The following is a 17,582-nucleotide window of genomic DNA, read 5'->3' on the forward strand; positions in this document are numbered from 1 at the left end:
GCCATACCGCCCGAATTGGGCTATTTAAGCGAATATCAATCAACGAGGTGACTGCTTGCTTATCCAGTATGTGACTTGTAAGTGATTGATTTGTAAGATGATACTACTCCAATCAACACTGGCAAATGCATTTATTCTGCGACTCATAATCCTTTGGTCCACAGTTCAAGTCTGTGACGGCCCACCATTTGATTCAAAAGCCTGCAACCTTTTTCGTTGCAGGCTTTTTCTTTTGACAGCGCTTTAGATTTGCTTTTTGACAGGCGACCCAGAGCCAGCTCAGAAATACAATGTTCTCGTAAGCTCATTGACTCTTCGCAAAAGGACCCCCGCCCCATGAAAGCCCTACGCATCGTTGGTATTGTTGTGGGGGCTGTTGTGGTCCTGCTTTTGCTGGGGGCCGTGGCGCTCTATGCCTTGTTCGATGGCGAGAAAGTCAAATCAGAACTCAGCCGCGTCATGCTGGAGGAAAAGCAGCGCACACTGGTGATCGAAGGTCAGCCCAAGCTGTCCCTCTGGCCGGACATCGGCATTGCACTGGACCGAGTGACGCTGAGTGAGCGTGCCAGCAAGACCGAGTTTGTTGCACTGCAGTCTGCGCGGGTGTCGGTGGCGCTGATGCCGCTGTTGTCCAGGCAGGTCAAGGTTCGTGGCCTGGAGCTCAATGGCCTGAAGGCGACGGTGGTCAAGACCAAGAGTGGCAGTTTCAATTTTTCCGACCTGATGGGGGAGGAGCAGAAGCCCGCCAAAACACCAGAGGCCCCAGCCACCAAGCCGGCGGAGCCCTTGCAAATCGACATCGCCAGCATCAAGATCGCCGATGCCCAGGTCACATGGCGGGATGAGAAAAGCGGCAGCACCACCGTGCTGTCCAACATCGGGCTGAACACCGGGCGTGTGCAGGCCGATGGCGCCAGGAAAACAGTTGCGGTGAATGCGCTTGCTTTGTCAGCCAGGGGCAAGAGCGCCGCTGACGTGTTCGAGGTCAAACTGGATGCGCCCAGGCTCGACATTTCACCGGAAAAATCGGGTGGTGACAAGGTGAGCCTAGCCGTTACGCTGGCCGGTGGTGATCGTCGTATACAGCTTGACTTGAGCCTGTCGGGCGTGCAGGGTAATGCAGACGCCTTGCAGATCAACAGTCTGGCGCTGAAGCTGGATGCCAAGTCGGGCGACACCACAGTCAAGGGTCAGCTTGGCTCGCCGGTGGCGGTGAACGTGACGGCGCAGACGCTGGCACTGAGCAAGCTGTCTGGCAACTTCGATGTGGCCAGTCCCAAGATGCCGATGAAGCAATTAAAGCTGCCGGTGTCCGGTAGTCTGAAGGTCGATGCAGCCCGCCAGTCTGCTGTGCTGGACCTGGCAACGCAGTTTGATGAATCCCATATCGCCGTCAAGCTGAATGTGTCCAAATTCGCCCCGCTGGGGTTGGCCTTTGAACTGGATGTGGACAAACTCAACGTGGACAAGTATTTTCCGCCCCAGTCGGGCGAGGCCGCAGCCGCGGGCGGTGGCAAGGGTGACAAGACTGCCAAGGAGGCACCATTGGACTTTTCTGCGCTCAAGGGGCCCAGTGTGCGCGGCGTGGTTCGCGTGGGTGCCTTGCAGGTGTCTGGCATCAAGCTTGACAAGCTCAACACCACGGTCAATCTGGCAGGCGGGCGACTGGAGCTGGCGCCCCTGAGCATGAATCTGTACCAGGGCAGCGCCAGCGGGCGTGTGGCCGTGAATGCGGTGGGCAACAGCGTTTCCATCCAGCAAAATCTGGTGGGCGTGAGCATTAATCCGCTGATGAAGGACCTGGTTAACAAGGATCTTCTGGAAGGACGCGGCAATGTACAAGTGGACCTGAGCAGCCGGGGCGATACCGTGAGCGCGATGAAGAAGGCTCTTGCGGGCACTGCGTCGCTGAGCCTGAAAGATGGCGCGATCAAGGGCATTAACCTGGCGCAAAGCCTGCGCGACATCAAAGGCAAACTGGGCGGACAGTCCGACTCGACCCAGCAGGCCAAGGCGGGCGAGAAAACCGATTTCTCCGAGTTGACGGCTTCGCTCAAAGTAGCCAACGGTGTGGCGCACAACGACGACCTGGCCATGAAGTCGCCGTTTTTGCGGCTGGCGGGGGCTGGCGATATTGATATTGGCGCGGGCCAGATGAACTACCTGGCCAAGGCCAGTGTGGTGGCCAGCGGTGAGGGGCAGGGCGGCAAAGGCCTGGACCAGTTGAAGGGGTTGACCGTGCCGGTGCGGGTGAGCGGGCCGTTTGAGAGCTTGTCTTACAAGCTCGAATTCAGCAGCATGGTGAGTGACCTTGCCAAAGCCCGGGTGGAAGAGAAGAAGCAGGAGATCAAGACCCAGGCCGAAGACAAGGCCAAAGGGTTTTTGAAAGGCTTGCTGGGTCGCTGATCAGGATTTCTCGGACTTCTGGCGCTCGGCCAGGTGTTTGCGGCAACTGGCGTTGATGACTCGCAACTCGGCCAGCGTCTCGTCGATTTGGGCACGCTTTTTCTCCAGCTCGATGATTTCGGAATCGGTTCGTTCGATCACGAAGCTGAGTTGCTGCACACGGCCTTCGCCCTGATCGCCATATAAATCCAGATAGCGCTTGATCTCTGACAGCGATGAGCCAATGGCTTTGGCGCGCAGGATCAGTGCCAGGCGGGCGCGGTCCCGGCGGGTGTAGACGCGGGCACCGTTGACGCGCCGTGGCGACAACAGGCCTTTGTCTTCATAAAAGCGCAGCGCGCGCAGGGTGATACCGAACTCGCGGCATAACTCGGTAATGCCAAAGAGCTCGGCAGTGTCCACGTCCCGATGGGAGTCGACAAAGGCCTGGGCGTCGCTCACCGCCATCAGATGACGCGCTGCAGGCGCATGGCCACGCTCATGTCGCCAGACACTTTGAGTTTGCCTGCCATGAAGCCAGTAGCAGGCTCCAGATCGCCACTGAGCATGGCGTTCAGATTGTCCAGCGTGATGCCCACGGTGCAATCCACGTCGGTGTTCTCATTGCTCACCGTATTGGGGGTGGACTTGCCGTCGATCACGATCACGCCGTCAGCGCCGCAATCGAATTTCAGGGTAGCGGCCAAACCGCTGTCAGCGCCCACTTTGGTACGGATCGCTTGTGTGCATTCTTCGAGGTTCATATGGATTTCCTTGGGGTAAGAGTGTTGGGAATAAAAAAGGCGTACTCCGGACGACACGGATGCTAACAGCCTTCGATGACGTTAAGCATAGTATAAACACCTATACGATATTAAGTTGACGTTAACGTCACCTTGATTTCTAATGGGGTAACTTTAAACAGAGGACCCGTCCCGATGCCTGCACTCCGTTCCAAGATCAATGTCCGAGCCGATGGATTTGCTGCCAATGCCAAGCGCATGGCTGACCTGCTTGCCGAAGTGCAGCGCCTGGAAGGCCAGGTCATTGCCGAATCTGAATCCAAGCGCGACAAGTTTGAAAAACGCAAGCAACTGCTGCCGCGCGAGCGTTTGGCCCGGCTGCTGGACCGTGGCACGCCGTTTCTGGAAATCAGCCGCCTCGCTGGTTTGAACATGCACGATGACGACGGGAAAAAGTCGGTGTTGGGCGGTGGCTCGATCGTGGGCATTGGCGTGGTGGCAGGCAAGCGCTGCCTGATTTCAGTGAATGACAGCGCGGTCAAGGGCGGTACCGTGGCACCCATGGGCTTGCGCAAAGGTCTGCGCGCGCAGCAGATCGCCCAGGAGAACAAGCTGCCCCTGATTTCCCTGGTGGAGAGTGGCGGCGCCAACCTGATGTACCAGAGCGAAATTTTCATCGAAGGTGGCCGTACGTTTGCCAACCAGGCCCGTATGTCTGCGATGGGGCTGCCGCAAATCGCCGTGGTGCACGGCTCCAGCACGGCCGGTGGGGCGTATTTGCCGGGCCTGTCGGACTATGTGATTCTGGTGCGTGGGCGCTCCAGCATTTACCTGGCCGGCCCGCCGCTGGTGAAGGCGGCGATTGGGGAGGACTGCACCGACGACGAACTGGGCGGTGCTGAGACCCATGCCCAGGTCACCGGTTTGGGCGAGTACCTGACCGAGGACGATGCACACGCGATTGCGATGGCGCGCGAAGTGATGGACAAGCTCAACTGGGATACCGCGCCAGTGGCTGCAAGCCACGCCGAGCCGCTGTTCGACGAGCAGGAGCTGATGGGCATTGTGCCCGCGGACGAGCGCGAGCCCTACGATGTGCGCGAGATCATTGCCCGCCTGGTTGATGGCTCTGATTTCCTGGAGTTCAAGGCGTCTTATGCGCCCGAGATGATGTGCGGCCATGCCCGCGTGCAAGGCCATCTGGTGGGCATTCTGGGCAACAACGGCCCGATCCAGCCGGCCGGTTCGACCAAGGCGGCGCAGTTCATCCAGCTCTGCGACCAGAGCGGCACGCCTTTGGTGTTTTTGCAGAACACCACCGGCTACATGGTGGGTTCGGTGGCCGAGCGCAGCGGCGCCATCAAGCACGGCTCCAAGATGATCCAGGCGGTGGCCAATGCGCGGGTGCCCAAGTTCACCTTCGTGCTGGGCGGCTCCTACGGTGCCGGCAACTACGGCATGTGCGGACGTGGTTTTGATCCGCGCTTCATCTTTGCCTGGCCCACGGCGCGCACTGCGGTGATGGGCGGAGCACAAGCTGCCAAGGTGATGGACATCGTCAACCGGGCCAAGATCGAGCGCATGGGCATGGAGGCCAATGACGAGGCGCTCAAGACCATGTCCGATGGTCTGCGCCTGCGCCTGGACAAGGAGTCCGCCGCCCTGTTTGGCACGGCCCGCTTGTGGGACGACGGCATCATCGACCCGCGCGACACACGCCGCCTGTTGGGCTTGTGCCTGGCTCTGGCCCAAGAGGCCGAGCAACGCAAGCTGCGCCCCAATACCTTTGGCGTCGCCCGCATGTAAGCCCCCACTGTCTAACTATTCAACCTCAAGAGTACACCCATGAAATTCACACCCGAACACGAACAGATTTCCGACACCGTGCGCAAGTTTGTCAAGAATGAAATCAACCCCAACCTGCCCGTGTGGGAAAAGGCTGGCATCTTCCCGGCCCACCAGCTGTTCAAGAAGATGGGCGACCTGGGCCTGCTGGGCATCAAGTACCCCACCGAGTTTGGCGGCATGGGGCTGGACTTCAGCTACTCGATGGTGATGGCCGAGGCCTTGGGCGACTGCGCTGCCGGTGGCGTGCCCATGGCGATTGGCGTGCAGACCGACATGTGCACCCCGGCACTGGCGCGCTTTGGCTCGGATGCTTTGCGTCACGAGTTCCTGGCGCCCAGCATCGCCGGCGACATGGTGGGTTGCGTCGGTGTGAGCGAGGCCGGCGGCGGCTCCGACGTGGCCGCACTCAAGACCACGGCGCGCAAGGATGGCAGCGACTACGTCATCAACGGCTCCAAGATGTGGATCACCAACGGCATGCAGGCCGACTGGTGTTGCCTGCTGGCCAACACCTCCGAAGGATCGGCGCACAAGAACAAGTCGATGATCATCGTGCGCCTGGACAGTCCGGGTGTCACGCGCCAGAAGATCGAGAAGATCGGCATGCATTCCAGCGATACCGCCCAGCTGTTTTTTGACAACGTGCGCGTGCCGCAATCCAACCTGATCGGGCAAGAAGGCATGGGCTTCATGCTGCAGATGCTGCAGTTCCAGGAGGAGCGTCTGTACGGCGCCGCCGGTTGCCTGCGCTCGCTGGACAACCTGATCGACCAGACCATTGACTACACCCGCCAGCGCCAGACTTTTGGCAAGCCGATCCTGCACAACCAGGTGGTGCATTTCCGCCTGGCCGAGTTGCGCACCGAGGTGGAAGCCCTGCGCGCCTTGACCTACCGCGCGGTGGAGTCGTATGTGGGGGGCAAGGATGTGACCAAGCTGGCATCGATGGCCAAGCTCAAGGCCGGTCGTCTGAGCCGCGAGGTGGCGGACAGCTGCCTGCAGTACTGGGGTGGCATGGGCTTCACCGCAGACAACCCGATTTCGCAGTCGTACCGGGATGGTCGCCTGATTTCGATTGGCGGTGGCGCCGATGAAATCATGCTGGGCATCATCTGCAAGCTCGAGGGCACGCTGCCCGGCAAGGCCTGATCGTGGATGCTATGAATTTGGAAGCTATCCGGGCAGATAAGACGGGGGCTGTACTTCATATTACCTTGAACAGGCCGGAGTCCCGCAACGCCATGTCGCTCAAGATGGTGGCCGAGCTGCGCCAGGTGCTGCAAGCCGCACAAGCCAGCGCGGGCAAGCCCGATGCCGTGCGCGTGCTGGTGTTGCGCGGTGCTGGCGGCCATTTCTGCGCCGGGGCTGATCTGAAAGACATGGCCGGCGCACGCATGCGTGCCATGCAAAACAGCGATGGCGCACACGACCCGATCGCTGAAGTGAACGCGGAGTTTGGCCAGTTGTGCGTGGCTTTTGCCCACACGCCGCTGGCGGTGGTGGCGGTGCTGGAGGGCACGGTCATGGGTGGCGGCTTTGGGCTGGCGTGCGTGGCCGACGTGGCCATTGCCAGCGACACGGCGAATTTTCGTCTGCCAGAAACCGCCCTGGGCGTGATCCCCGCACAGATTGCTCCGTTCCTGGTCGAGCGTCTGGGCTATTCGCAGGCCAAGCGTCTCGCAGTAACGGGTGGACGGTTGGACGCGCGCGCCGCGCTGGGCCTTGGCCTGGTGCACGCCGTCAGCAACACCGAAGGCTTGCAGGCCGAACTGGACAAAGTGCTGGCCGATATATTGGCCTGTGCACCGGGGGCGCTGGGTGCCACCAAGGCCCTCATGGCCCGAGCCCGTCTGAGCGCACCACAAGATCTGGTGCTCGACGCTGCCGCCATTTTTTCGCGTGCCGCCCAAGGCCCCGAGGGCCTGGAAGGCATGACCGCGTTCATGCAGAAACGCAAACCAAACTGGGTAACTCAATGACTTCGGCAATGACTTTCTCCAAAATTTTGATCGCCAACCGGGGCGAGATCGCCTGCCGCGTCATCCGCACCGCGCGCAATCTGGGCTACCAGACCGTGGCCGTGTTCGCCGATGCCGACCGCGAGGCACCCCATGTGGCGCTGGCCGATGAAGCCGTGCACATTGGTGCATCCCCTGCGGCAGAGTCCTATTTGCGCTTTGACGCGATCCTGGAGGCAGCCCGCAAGACGGGCGCTGACGCGGTTCACCCCGGCTACGGCTTCCTGAGCGAGAACGCTGCGTTTGCGCAGGCCTGTGTCGATGCGGGGCTGGTGTTCATCGGACCCCCGGCTTCGGCCATTGAAGCCATGGGCGACAAGGCACTGGCCAAGCGCCGCATGATTGACGCCGGCGTGCCGTGTGCCCCGGGTTATCTGGGCGAGCAGCAAGGCGATGCACAACTGATTGAAGAGGCTGAAAAACTGGGCTTTCCGCTGCTGGTGAAAGCGGTGGCCGGTGGTGGTGGGCGCGGCATGCGGCTGGTGCGTCATTTCGCCGAATTGCAGCAGGGCATTGACGGTGCGCGGCGCGAAGCGACCAGCGCTTTCGGGGATGGCACGCTGATGCTGGAGCGGTTGATTGACAACGGCCGCCATATCGAGATTCAGGTGTTTGCAGATGCCCATGGCAATGCCGTGTACCTGGGCGAGCGTGACTGCACCGCACAGCGCCGCCGGCAAAAAGTGATCGAAGAGGCACCGTCACCGGTGGTCACACCCGCCATGCGCGAAGCCATGGGCAAGGACGCGGTGGCTGCTGCTTTGGCCGTGGGTTACCGCGGTGCCGGCACGGTCGAGTTCATTGTCGATGACAAGCTCAAGCACTACTTTCTGGAGATGAACACCCGCCTGCAGGTCGAGCACCCGGTGACCGAGATGATCACAGGCTATGACCTGGTGGAATGGCAATTGCGTGTGGCCGCGGGTGAGCCCTTGCCCGCGAAGCAGTCCGACATTCAGCTTACCGGCCACGCCATCGAGGCACGCTTGTATGTGGAAGACCCCTATGCGGGCTTTGCACCGCAAACCGGCAAGGTGCTGTGGTGGCAGCCTGCGCGCGCGCTGCATGCGGGGGTCCGCATTGACGATGGCATTGTGCAAGGCAGTGTGATCTCGCCTTTTTATGATCCGATGGTGGCCAAGGTGATCGTGCACGGGCGCGACCGCAATGACGCGATTCGCCGCTTGCGTGCGGCCCTGGCCAACACGCCGCTGCTCGGTTTGCGCAACAACGGCCGCTTCTTGTCAGACCTGGTGGACCACCCGGCCTTTCGCAATGCCGGGATGACCACCACCATGATCGACCAGTGGATGGAGCAGGGCGAGCCTCTGTTGCAGGCCGCAGTGCCCAGTGACGATGTATGGCGTGTGGCCGCCATGGCCATGGCCATGCGCCACGGCAATAGCTGGCGATCGGACAGTGTGGCCGCATTCGACATGAACGTGCAGTGCGGCGACCTGGTGCGCAGTGTGCGTGCGCGCCCCGACCGGCTGGGTGGCATTTCGCTCATTCTGGACGGCGTGGCGGTGCAGGCCCGGGTGTTGACCTTTACCGAGGGTGTGCTGCGCTTTGAAATCCATGGTGTCGTTCAGTCAGCGGTGGTGGTCGCCAGCGGCACCGAAGTGCACATGGCGCTCAATGGCCACAGCTTTGTGTTTTCCGAGGTATCGGCCTTCCCCAATGCCGATGCCTTGAAGGACGCCAGCCGCGCCCGCTCGCCGGTGGCGGGCAAGGTCACCCAGATTCTGGTGGCCGCCGGTGACGCGGTGCAGGATGGGCAAGCCATGGTCTGCGTCGAAGCCATGAAGATGGAAATGTGGCTCACGGCGGAGGCCATAGGCACGGTCCAGGCGGTGAACGCCAAGGTGGGCGATCAGGTGGAATCTGGTGCTCTGCTGATAGAACTTGAAATCGAACTGAAAACAACCAAGGATGCATGATGGAAAAAGCAATACTGACCTGCGCGCTGACCGGCGTGCTGACCAATCCCAAGCAGCACCCCGTGCCGGTCACCCCGGCACAAATGGCGGCCGAGGCACGGGATGCGTTCAATGCAGGCGCATCCATCATGCACGTGCATGTGCGCAACCAGGAAGAGGGCATGGGCCATATGCCCTCGTGGGACCCGGAGGTGATGGCCTCGGTGGTTGATGCCATTCGCGAAGCCTGCCCCGGCGTCATCATCAACCTGACCACCGGCGTGGTGGGCAAGGATGTATCGGGCCCCCTGGCCTGTATTCGCCGCGTCAAACCGGAAATTGCGGCTTGCAATGCCGGCAGCCTGAACTACCTGAAACTCAAGGAAGACGGCAGCTGGGCCTGGCCACCCATGGTGTTCGACAACCCGGTGTCCAAAGTGCAGCAGTTTCTGGATGTGATGGGCGAGTGCGGCACTCACCCCGAATTTGAATGCTTTGATGTCGGCATCGTGCGCTCCGTCACCATGTATTTGAAGAACGGCATGCTCAAACCCGAGATGGGCCGCCCTGAATACAATTTGGTGATGGGCGTCGCCTCCGGCATGCCGTGCGATGCCGATTTGCTGGCCTTGCTGCCGCAGTGGATGGCGCCCAGCAGCGTCTGGCAAGCCACGCTGATTGGCCGTCAGGAAATCTGGCCGGTGCACCAAAAGACGGCGGATCTGGGGGGCATGTTGCGCACCGGTCTGGAAGACACGTTTTACCTGCCCAGCGGTGAGCGGGCCAAAGGCAATGGCGAGTTGATCACGGCCCTGGCCCAATGTGCACGCAACGCTGGCCGCTCAATCGCCAGTCCGGCTGAAGCGCGCACCTTGTTGGGTTTGCATTGACGGGCAGGAATCAAAATCTTTTCTGAATTTTCTGAAGACTGCGAGCTTGGTGCTATAATTTAAAGCTTAGCGGCTGTAGCTCAGTTGGATAGAGTACTTGGCTACGAACCAAGGGGTCGTGGGTTCAATTCCTGCCAGCCGCACCAAAAGTAAAGGCCTGTAACTGTAAAGTTACAGGCCTTTTTCTTGTCTACCGTCCAGGGCGTAGTTGCGCAAGCTATTTGACGAAATCGTCATGAACAAGGCGTTCACCAAAGAAGTTGACGATGCGGACGATGATGATCCGCAGCTTCCCGCATTGCCGTCTGGCGGGAAAAATTACATCACGCCACAAGGCTACGCCCGCATCCGCGCCGAACTGCTGGAGCTGATTGACAACGAGCGCCCCAAAATTGTTGAAATCGTCCATTGGGCGGCCAGCAACGGCGACCGGTCCGAGAATGGGGACTACATCTACGGCAAACGGCGCTTGCGCGAGATTGACCGACGAATCCGCTTCCTGACCAAGCGACTGGAAATCATGGAAGTCACCGATCCGGCGGTTCACCACGGCAGCGAGCAGATATTCTTTGGCGCCACCGTTGTTTATGTGGATGACAAGGACGTGCAGCGTACCGTCACGATTCTGGGTATTGACGAGGCTGACAGTTCAAAAGGGCAGGTCAGCTGGGTTTCGCCAATCGCCCGGACATTGCTCAAGGCACGGACCGGCGATGTACTCCAGTTGGTGACGCCTGCTGGCATCGTCGAAATCGAGGTGATGGATGTTCAGTATCCGTCGCCTGCGGATGGGTCGACTCACTGATTGATTTTGGTCCGATGTGCTTCGAGGACGGAGGGTGTCCGCCGCAGATTACGCAGTGCTGTTTCAACATGATTGCGGTCGCGCACTGCAATAACAAACCGTAAATCGGTGGCATCCTGGGCGGATTCGTCTGCCATATCGATGTGGGTGATGTCTGCTTCGGCCGCTGCCAATGCCGAGGCGACGCGGGCCAGTACGCCCTTGCCGTTGCTTACCGTCACCACGACCTCGGTTTCAAAGGTGCGAACCGGCTCATCCGACCATTCCACGCTGATGAAGCGTTCACTATCCTTGCTTTTGAGCTTGCGCGCAACAGGGCAATCGTGTGCATGCACGATCAAGCCTTCGCCGCGGCCCAGGTAGCCCACGATGGTGTCTCCAGGGACTGGTCGACAGCAGCTTGCAAACCGGACCGATGCGTTTTCGCTGCCGTCCAGTGTGACGCCTCCTTGTGCCACCGATTCGCTGGCTGCGTAACGCTCGCGCGTCAGAAGCAGGGCGTCCGGTCTTTCTCCGCTGTCAATCAGCAGTGTCAGCAGACGCTTGGCGACAATGCTGGCAATCCGCTTGCCCAGGCCAATATCGGTTAAAAGTTCGGATCGGCTCTTGTTGCCGCTAAAACGCAATAACTTTTCCCAAATTGCCTGATTTTTTCCAGCTTCGTCTGGCAGCTTGTCAATTCCCTCGGCCCGAAGTGCCTGTGCCAGCATCTGCTCGCCGAGTCTCTCCGACTCGGCATGCGCCCGCGTTTTCAGGTGGTGGCGAATTTTGGAGCGTGCGCGTGCGGTGCGCACAAAACTGAGCCAAGCTGGATTGGGCGTGGACACTGGCGCCGTCACAATCTCGATGACGTCGCCATTTTTGAGTTCGGTGCGCAGTGGTACCTGTTGACCATTGATTTTGGCAGCGAGCGTGCGATCCCCGATGTTGCTGTGAATGGCGTAAGCGAAGTCGACTACCGTGGCACCTCGCGGCAACGCCATGATCCGGCTTTTCGGTGTGAAGACGTACACCGCATCCGGAAATAAATCCACCTTGACGTGGTCCCAAAATTCGGCGGCATCACGCGTCTCGTCCTGGATGTCCAGCAGTGACTGCAGCCATTTTGAGCCTAAACGGTCGCCATTTGTTGCTTCCTGTGGGTTATTGACCTTATAAAGCCAATGAGCGGCAACCCCGGATTCTGCAACGATGTGCATGGCCTCGGTACGGACCTGGAATTCCACGTTCACGCCAGAGGGGCCAACCAGGGTTGTGTGCAGAGACTGGTAGCCGTTGAGTTTGCCAATGGCAATGTGATCCTTGAACTTGCCCGGCACCGGTTTGTAGAGTTGATGCAGGGTGCCCAGGGCCGTGTAGCAATCCAGCACGGTAGGCACAATGACCCTGAGTCCATAAATGTCGGTAACCTGGGCGAAACTCAAGTGTTTTTCATCCATCTTCTTGTAAATGGAGTACAAGGTCTTTTCGCGCCCGTCAATTTTCACCTTCATGCCATTGCTGGCGAAAGCAGCTTCGACTTCTCGTTGTACTTTCTGAATCAGATCCCTGCGTCTGCTGCGGGCCTTTGCCACTGCTTTGGACAAAACGGCATAGCGCCATGGGCGCAAGTGACGAAATGCCAGGTTCTGCAGTTCGCGGTAGGTCTGGTTCAAGCCTAGGCGGTGCGCAATCGGCGCGTAGATGTCCAGGGTTTCAGAGGCAATGCGCGTCCATTTGGTCTGTGGTACATCGGACAGCGTACGCATATTGTGTGTTCGGTCCGCGAGTTTGATCAAAATCACGCGCACGTCACGCGCCATGGCCAAAAGCATTTTTCGAAACGATTCGGCCTGATTTTCTTCGCGGGTATTGAATTGCAGCTTGTCGAGCTTGGTCAGCCCATCCACCAGTTCAGCCACTGGAGAGCCGAAGCGCTCGATCAGCTCGATCTTGGTAACGCCACAGTCTTCCATGGCGTCGTGCAACAGTGCGGCCATAAGGGCCTGTGCATCCAGTTTCCATTCCGCACATTGGGCGGCAACAGCGATCGGGTGGGTGATGTAGGGCTCGCCATTGTTGCGAAGCTGCCCCAAGTGTGCTTCATCGGCAAATCGGTAGGCTTGGCGTACCTGTTCCAGATCGACTGGCGACAGATAGTCCAGAATAGCCGTCAGATTGGCGAAGCTGGCAGCTGCTGCATTGACTGCGGCCGGGCTCGGCACGGTCGCCGTTTGACGATGACCGACCGCACTTATGCCATTGCCCGATGAAGATTTAATTGCTGTACCCACCCATTTAATATAACGTGCGTCTGTCGATTTGCCAGAGGGCAATAAAAAAGCACCGCAAGCGGTGCTTTTTCCAGTGCTGGCAAGTACTTAAAGTGGTACTTTTTTCAGCATTTCCAGGCCAATCTTGCCAGCTGCTATTTCACGCAGGGCGGTGACGGCGGGTTTGTTCTTGCTTTCAACTTTGGGTGAGTGACCTTGGCTCAGCATGCGCGCACGGTAAGTAGCGGCCAACACGAGTTGGAAGCGATTGGGAATCTGCTGAAGGCAGTCTTCGACGGTAATACGAGCCATGAAATTCTCCGAAAGACCAAAGGGGAGGCACTAAGGAATGGAAAGTGCTTTGAAGGTCTCAGCCCTGGCGCGCCGTTGCGCTAAAAACTTGAGACGCTGAGAATGAACGATCGCTTTCAGGTCAAAAAGCGCGCGGTCAAACAACTCGTTGATTATAACGAAGTCAAAATGATGTACCTGGGCGACCTCGATGGCTGCATTTTTCAACCGCAATTCAATGACTTCCGGCGAATCTTCCCCGCGGCGCTCCAGCCGTGAGCGCAACTCTTCCCAACTCGGTGGCAAGATGAAAATGCTGATGGCGTTGGCAAAGATTTTCTTGATCTGGATGGCACCCTGAAAGTCGATTTCAAGAATGACGTCAGCACCTTGTGCCATACGATCTTCAATCGCTCTTTTCGAAGTGCCGTAGCGGTGGTTGTGGACATGGGCCCATTCCACAAAGGCATCGGCCTTCACCATGGCGTCGAATTCCTGCTCGGACACGAAGAAGTACTCCCGTCCGTGTTTTTCCTGCCCTCTAGGCGCTCGCGTGGTGTGTGAAACCGACGGCTGCACATGGGAGTCAAGTTCCAGCAAGGCCTTGACCAGGCTGGATTTGCCGGCTCCGCTGGGGGCCGCAACGACGAACAAATTTCCGGGATAGTCCATGAAGAGACGGCTCTAGGCGGTGATTGAGGGGCGCCCTATTCTATGTTCTGCACCTGCTCGCGCATTTGCTCGATCAGTACTTTCATGTCCACCGAAATGTGGGTCAGCTCCAGCGCTGCCGATTTCGAGCCCATGGTGTTGGCTTCCCGGTGCAGTTCCTGGATCAGGAAATCAAGCCGCTTGCCGAGCTCGCCCCCCTTTTTGATCAGGCGTTCAAGCTCATCCAGATGGGAATTGAGGCGTGTGATTTCCTCTGCAACGTCAATGCGGATGGCAAACGCGGTGGCTTCGGTCAGGGCCCGGTCCTGGGCCGCTTCCGGCAAGGTGGCGCCATCGCTCAGGTCCATGGCCTCTTTCCAGCGATCCAGAAAGCGCTGGCGCTGCTGCGCAACCAGCTGGGGCACCAATGGCACCGCCTGTGCCGCCAGCGTGCGCAACTGGCCGATGTGTTCCGTCAGCATGCTGGCCAGGCGGGCGCCTTCACGCTGACGCGCTGACAGCAGTTCCTTCAAGGCTGTTTCGGCCAGCGGGAGGATCTCCTCGCGCCAGTCCTGGGTAGATGTTTGCTCGTTGGCCGCAAGGCGGATCACGTCGGCCACGCTCAATGGGGCTGCGTTGGGAAGCCAGGCTTTCACGTTGTCCTGCACGGCATTCAAACGCTGCAACAGTCTCGTGCTCGGATCCTGCACTGTGTTCTGGGTGTTGGATTCGATGGCGGCGCGCACTTCAACCTTGCCACGTTTGAGTCGTCCAACCAGAAGCTCCCTCAACGCGGGCTCAAACTGCCGAAGCTCCTCCGGGAGCCGGAAGGAGAGATCCAGAAACCGGCTGTTGACAGACCGTATTTCCAGTCCCAGATGGCTCGCTGGCGCGCTTTTGGATTCGGTGTCGGAAACGGATTTGGCTGTGCTGTGCTGCGCACTGGCATAGCCGGTCATACTGTAAACTGGCATCTCGGCTCTTTGATCAATGGAATGGGCCTGAGAATAACCCGGTTCAGGCAGATCAGACGAGAGCTCATCCGAAAATTATGTCAAAGGTCAAACCCGCACCGCTCCCTCCAGACACCATGATTGGTGGCTACCGCGTCATCCGCAAGGTGGCTGCTGGAGGATTTGGCGTGGTGTATCTGGCGATTGATCCGGAAGGGCAGCAGGTTGCAGTCAAGGAGTATCTGCCTTCCTCCCTGGCATCGCGTGCCCCGGGTGCGCTGCTGCCTCAGGTGCAACCCGAGAAGCTGTCGTTGTACCGCTTGGGTCTGAAGAGCTTCTTTGAGGAGGGGCGTTCACTGGCCCAGATTTCACACCCCTCCGTGGTGAGTGTGATGAACTTCTTCCGGGAGAACGAGACGGTTTACATGGTGATGAATTACCTGGAGGGTGCGTCCCTGCAGGACTTCATCATCACGGCCAGGGATCTCAAGCAGGCGAAGGTGTTCCGGGAGTCCACCATCCGTTCCCTGTTCGACGAAATTCTGCGTGGTTTGCGAATCGTTCACCAGCACCGTATGCTGCATCTGGATATCAAGCCGGCCAATATTTTTATCACCGACGACAACAAGTCGGTGCTGATCGACTTCGGTGCGGCGCGTGAGGTCCTGAGCAAAGAAGGCAATTTCATCCGGCCGATGTACACCCCCGGTTTTGCCGCGCCCGAAATGTACCGGCGGGATGCCTCGATGGGCCCCTGGACCGACATTTATGCCATCGGGGCCTGTATTTATGCCTGCATGCAGGGCTATCCGCCCAACGAGGCCCCGCAGCGACTTGAAAACGACCGGATTGCCATCGCACTGGCGCGTCTGAGGGGGGTCTATTCCGACAACCTGATCGAGGTGGTGGAGTGGTGCATGTCGCTGGATCCGCTGTCCAGACCACAGTCGGTTTTTGCCCTGCAAAAAGAGCTTAGCCGTGAAGGTGAGCGTCGCTACACCAAGCTCAGCGTGACTGAGAAAGTTCGCCTCCAGTTTGACACCATGGTGTCGGACACCAAAAAAACCGCCCAAAAAGCGACCGGTATCGGCGGAAAAATTAAATGAAATTCTCTGTTTTTCAGGTGAGTCGCAAGGGCGGACGGGAAAAGAACGAAGATCGCATGGGGTATTCCTACACCCGCGGATCGGGCATTTTCATACTGGCCGATGGCATGGGTGGACATCCCGAAGGGGAAGTTGCGGCGCAGCTTGCCTTGCAGGCCATCTCCGCCATGTTTCAAAAAGAGGCCCGGCCGGAAGTACCCGACGTCAACGTGTTTCTGGAGGCCGCCTTGATGGCTGCCCACCGACAGATCCTGCGGTATGCAATTGAAAAAGGCATGCTGGATACGCCTCGCACCACCATCGTGGCTGCGGTGGTGCAGGCCGGGGCCGTGTCCTGGATTCACTGCGGCGATTCCCGGCTTTATCTGGTTCGTCAAGGTGAGCTGCTGGCACGAACCCGTGATCATTCTTTTATCGAGCAGCACCAGAGTACCGGTTCAACGGCCAAGTTGCCGGACCGTTTCAATCGCAACGTTCTGTTCACCTGCCTCGGTTCGCCGACCAAGCCGGTATTCGACTTGACAGGGCCTGTCGTACTGCAGCAGGGCGACAAAGTCATGCTGTGTTCAGACGGTCTGTGGGGGACCCTGAACGATGCAGACATTACCTATGACCTGAGCCACAAGCCGGTGGGTGAAGCCGTTCCCGATCTGGTGGAAAAAGCCTTGCGCAAGGCCGGTGACAGCAGCGACAACGTCACCATGATCGCGCTGGAATGGGAGACCCCCGAGGGCTTTGAAACCACACGGGGCAGTATCTCCACCGACACCATCAGCGACGGTGTGTTCGCGTCCACGGTGCAGGCCGGCTGGCTGGACTCCGGCATGGAAGATCTGGATGACGCCGCCATTGAGCGCTCGATCGCTGAAATCAACGAGGCTATTCGCCGCTCTGCCGCCAAGAAGGGCTGAGGCAGCGATCGGATTCCCGGTATTCGGGAGCGGGCGCAAAGCTCGCTCCATCAAAAACATTATTTGCGAGAACGCACCATGAGTGAATTTTTTAGAAGCGGCGCGCGTGCTGTGGATCAACTGCGACCAGTCCGTATCACACGGGCTTACACCATCCATGCAGAGGGTTCGGTGCTGATTGAGTTTGGGCACACCAAGGTCTTGTGCACGGCATCGGTCGAAGAAAAAGTACCGGGCCACAAAAAGGGCAGCGGTGAGGGCTGGGTAACGGCCGAATACGGCATGCTGCCGCGCGCCACACACACCCGCAGCGACCGCGAGGCTGCGCGTGGCAAGCAGAGTGGGCGCACCCAGGAAATCCAGCGCCTCATTGGCCGCTCCATGCGCGCCGTGTTTGATCTCACCAAGTTGGGCGAGCGCACGATCCACCTTGACTGTGATGTGTTGCAGGCGGACGGTGGCACCCGCACTGCCGCCATTACCGGTGCTTTTGTGGCCGCGCAGGATGCGGTAGCCAAGCTGATGGCGCAAGGCAAGTTGCAGACGTCGCCGATTCGCGACCATGTGGCCGCCATTTCGGTAGGCATCGTGCAGGGCACGCCTTTGCTGGACCTGGAGTACACCGAGGACGCGGCTTGCGATACCGACATGAACGTGGTGATGACCGGGGCGGGCCATTTCGTTGAAGTCCAGGGAACCGCCGAGGGTGCCGCGTTTTCCCGCCAGGAAATGAATGCCTTGCTGGCACTGGCCGAAAAGGGCATCGGTGACCTGGTTGTGCTGCAGAAGAATTCACTATCAAATGCATAG

The 17,582-nt window shown here is 59.1% G+C and carries 16 protein-coding genes and 1 tRNA gene; 11 read left to right on the forward strand and 6 right to left on the reverse strand.

The window, feature by feature from the left end; genetic code table 11:
- Positions 1-336: 336 nt before the first annotated feature.
- Complete coding sequence (locus IV109_RS02890; protein ID WP_296691793.1) at positions 337-2,406, forward strand: AsmA family protein; 2,070 nt, start codon at positions 337-339, stop codon at positions 2,404-2,406.
- Here IV109_RS02890 and IV109_RS02895 read toward each other — a convergent pair whose 3' ends face one another.
- The gene (locus IV109_RS02895; RefSeq protein WP_296691797.1) at positions 2,407-2,853 is read right to left on the reverse strand and encodes a MerR family DNA-binding transcriptional regulator; all 447 of its coding nucleotides are present in this window, start codon (positions 2,851-2,853) and stop codon (positions 2,407-2,409) included.
- On the reverse strand, positions 2,853-3,149 hold the full coding sequence (locus IV109_RS02900) for an SCP2 sterol-binding domain-containing protein (RefSeq protein WP_296691802.1): 297 nt from the start codon (positions 3,147-3,149) through the stop codon (positions 2,853-2,855). Before IV109_RS02900 ends, IV109_RS02895 begins: the two co-directional genes overlap by 1 nt.
- 174 nt (positions 3,150-3,323) lie before the next feature.
- Here IV109_RS02900 and IV109_RS02905 point away from each other — a divergent pair, with 174 nt between their 5' ends.
- From IV109_RS02905 to greB, 7 genes are all read left to right on the forward strand, one after another.
- Complete coding sequence (locus tag IV109_RS02905; protein ID WP_296691807.1) at positions 3,324-4,934, forward strand: carboxyl transferase domain-containing protein; 1,611 nt, start codon at positions 3,324-3,326, stop codon at positions 4,932-4,934.
- Between the two features lie 39 nt (positions 4,935-4,973).
- Positions 4,974-6,125: an acyl-CoA dehydrogenase family protein gene (locus IV109_RS02910; RefSeq protein WP_296691811.1), complete on the forward strand. Its 1,152-nt coding sequence runs from the start codon at positions 4,974-4,976 to the stop codon at positions 6,123-6,125.
- An 11-nt stretch (positions 6,126-6,136) separates the two neighbouring features.
- Positions 6,137-6,955, forward strand: coding sequence for an enoyl-CoA hydratase-related protein (locus IV109_RS02915; RefSeq protein WP_296691815.1), 819 nt, complete (start codon positions 6,137-6,139; stop codon positions 6,953-6,955).
- A gap of 8 nt (positions 6,956-6,963) precedes the next feature.
- Entirely contained in the window at positions 6,964-8,934 is a 1,971-nt protein-coding gene (locus IV109_RS02920) for a biotin carboxylase N-terminal domain-containing protein (RefSeq protein ID WP_296691819.1), read from the forward strand.
- The gene (locus IV109_RS02925) at positions 8,931-9,803 is read left to right on the forward strand and encodes a 3-keto-5-aminohexanoate cleavage protein (protein WP_296691823.1); all 873 of its coding nucleotides are present in this window, start codon (positions 8,931-8,933) and stop codon (positions 9,801-9,803) included. Before IV109_RS02920 ends, IV109_RS02925 begins: the two co-directional genes overlap by 4 nt.
- A 69-nt stretch (positions 9,804-9,872) precedes the next feature.
- A tRNA-Arg gene (locus tag IV109_RS02930) sits at positions 9,873-9,949 on the forward strand.
- An 89-nt stretch (positions 9,950-10,038) separates the two neighbouring features.
- A complete protein-coding gene (greB, locus tag IV109_RS02935; RefSeq protein ID WP_296691826.1) occupies positions 10,039-10,608 on the forward strand; it encodes a transcription elongation factor GreB in 570 nt (189 codons plus the stop codon).
- On the opposite strand, the gene IV109_RS02940 is transcribed toward greB, so the two are convergent.
- The 4 genes from IV109_RS02940 to IV109_RS02955 form a co-directional block, all read right to left on the reverse strand.
- Entirely contained in the window at positions 10,602-12,812 is a 2,211-nt protein-coding gene (locus IV109_RS02940) for a bifunctional (p)ppGpp synthetase/guanosine-3',5'-bis(diphosphate) 3'-pyrophosphohydrolase (RefSeq protein ID WP_296691830.1), read from the reverse strand. The genes greB and IV109_RS02940 overlap by 7 nt on opposite strands.
- Positions 12,813-12,968: 156 nt before the next feature.
- Positions 12,969-13,172, reverse strand: coding sequence for a DNA-directed RNA polymerase subunit omega (rpoZ, locus tag IV109_RS02945; RefSeq protein ID WP_296691833.1), 204 nt, complete (start codon positions 13,170-13,172; stop codon positions 12,969-12,971).
- A gap of 30 nt (positions 13,173-13,202) precedes the next feature.
- Positions 13,203-13,823, reverse strand: coding sequence for a guanylate kinase (gene gmk / locus IV109_RS02950; RefSeq protein WP_296691835.1), 621 nt, complete (start codon positions 13,821-13,823; stop codon positions 13,203-13,205).
- A gap of 35 nt (positions 13,824-13,858) precedes the next feature.
- Entirely contained in the window at positions 13,859-14,776 is a 918-nt protein-coding gene (locus IV109_RS02955; protein ID WP_296691839.1) for a YicC/YloC family endoribonuclease, read from the reverse strand.
- A gap of 77 nt (positions 14,777-14,853) precedes the next feature.
- Here IV109_RS02955 and IV109_RS02960 point away from each other — a divergent pair, with 77 nt between their 5' ends.
- The 3 genes from IV109_RS02960 (at position 14,854) to rph (ending at position 17,582) form a co-directional block, all read left to right on the forward strand.
- Positions 14,854-15,861: a serine/threonine-protein kinase gene (locus tag IV109_RS02960; RefSeq protein ID WP_296691844.1), complete on the forward strand. Its 1,008-nt coding sequence runs from the start codon at positions 14,854-14,856 to the stop codon at positions 15,859-15,861.
- A complete protein-coding gene (locus tag IV109_RS02965; protein WP_296691848.1) occupies positions 15,858-16,772 on the forward strand; it encodes a PP2C family serine/threonine-protein phosphatase in 915 nt (304 codons plus the stop codon). Before IV109_RS02960 ends, IV109_RS02965 begins: the two co-directional genes overlap by 4 nt.
- A gap of 78 nt (positions 16,773-16,850) precedes the next feature.
- Positions 16,851-17,582, forward strand: coding sequence for a ribonuclease PH (gene rph / locus IV109_RS02970; RefSeq protein WP_296691850.1), 732 nt, complete (start codon positions 16,851-16,853; stop codon positions 17,580-17,582).

The organism is Rhodoferax sp. (genome assembly GCF_018780565.1).
Classification (GTDB): Bacteria; Pseudomonadota; Gammaproteobacteria; order Burkholderiales; family Burkholderiaceae_C; genus Rhodoferax.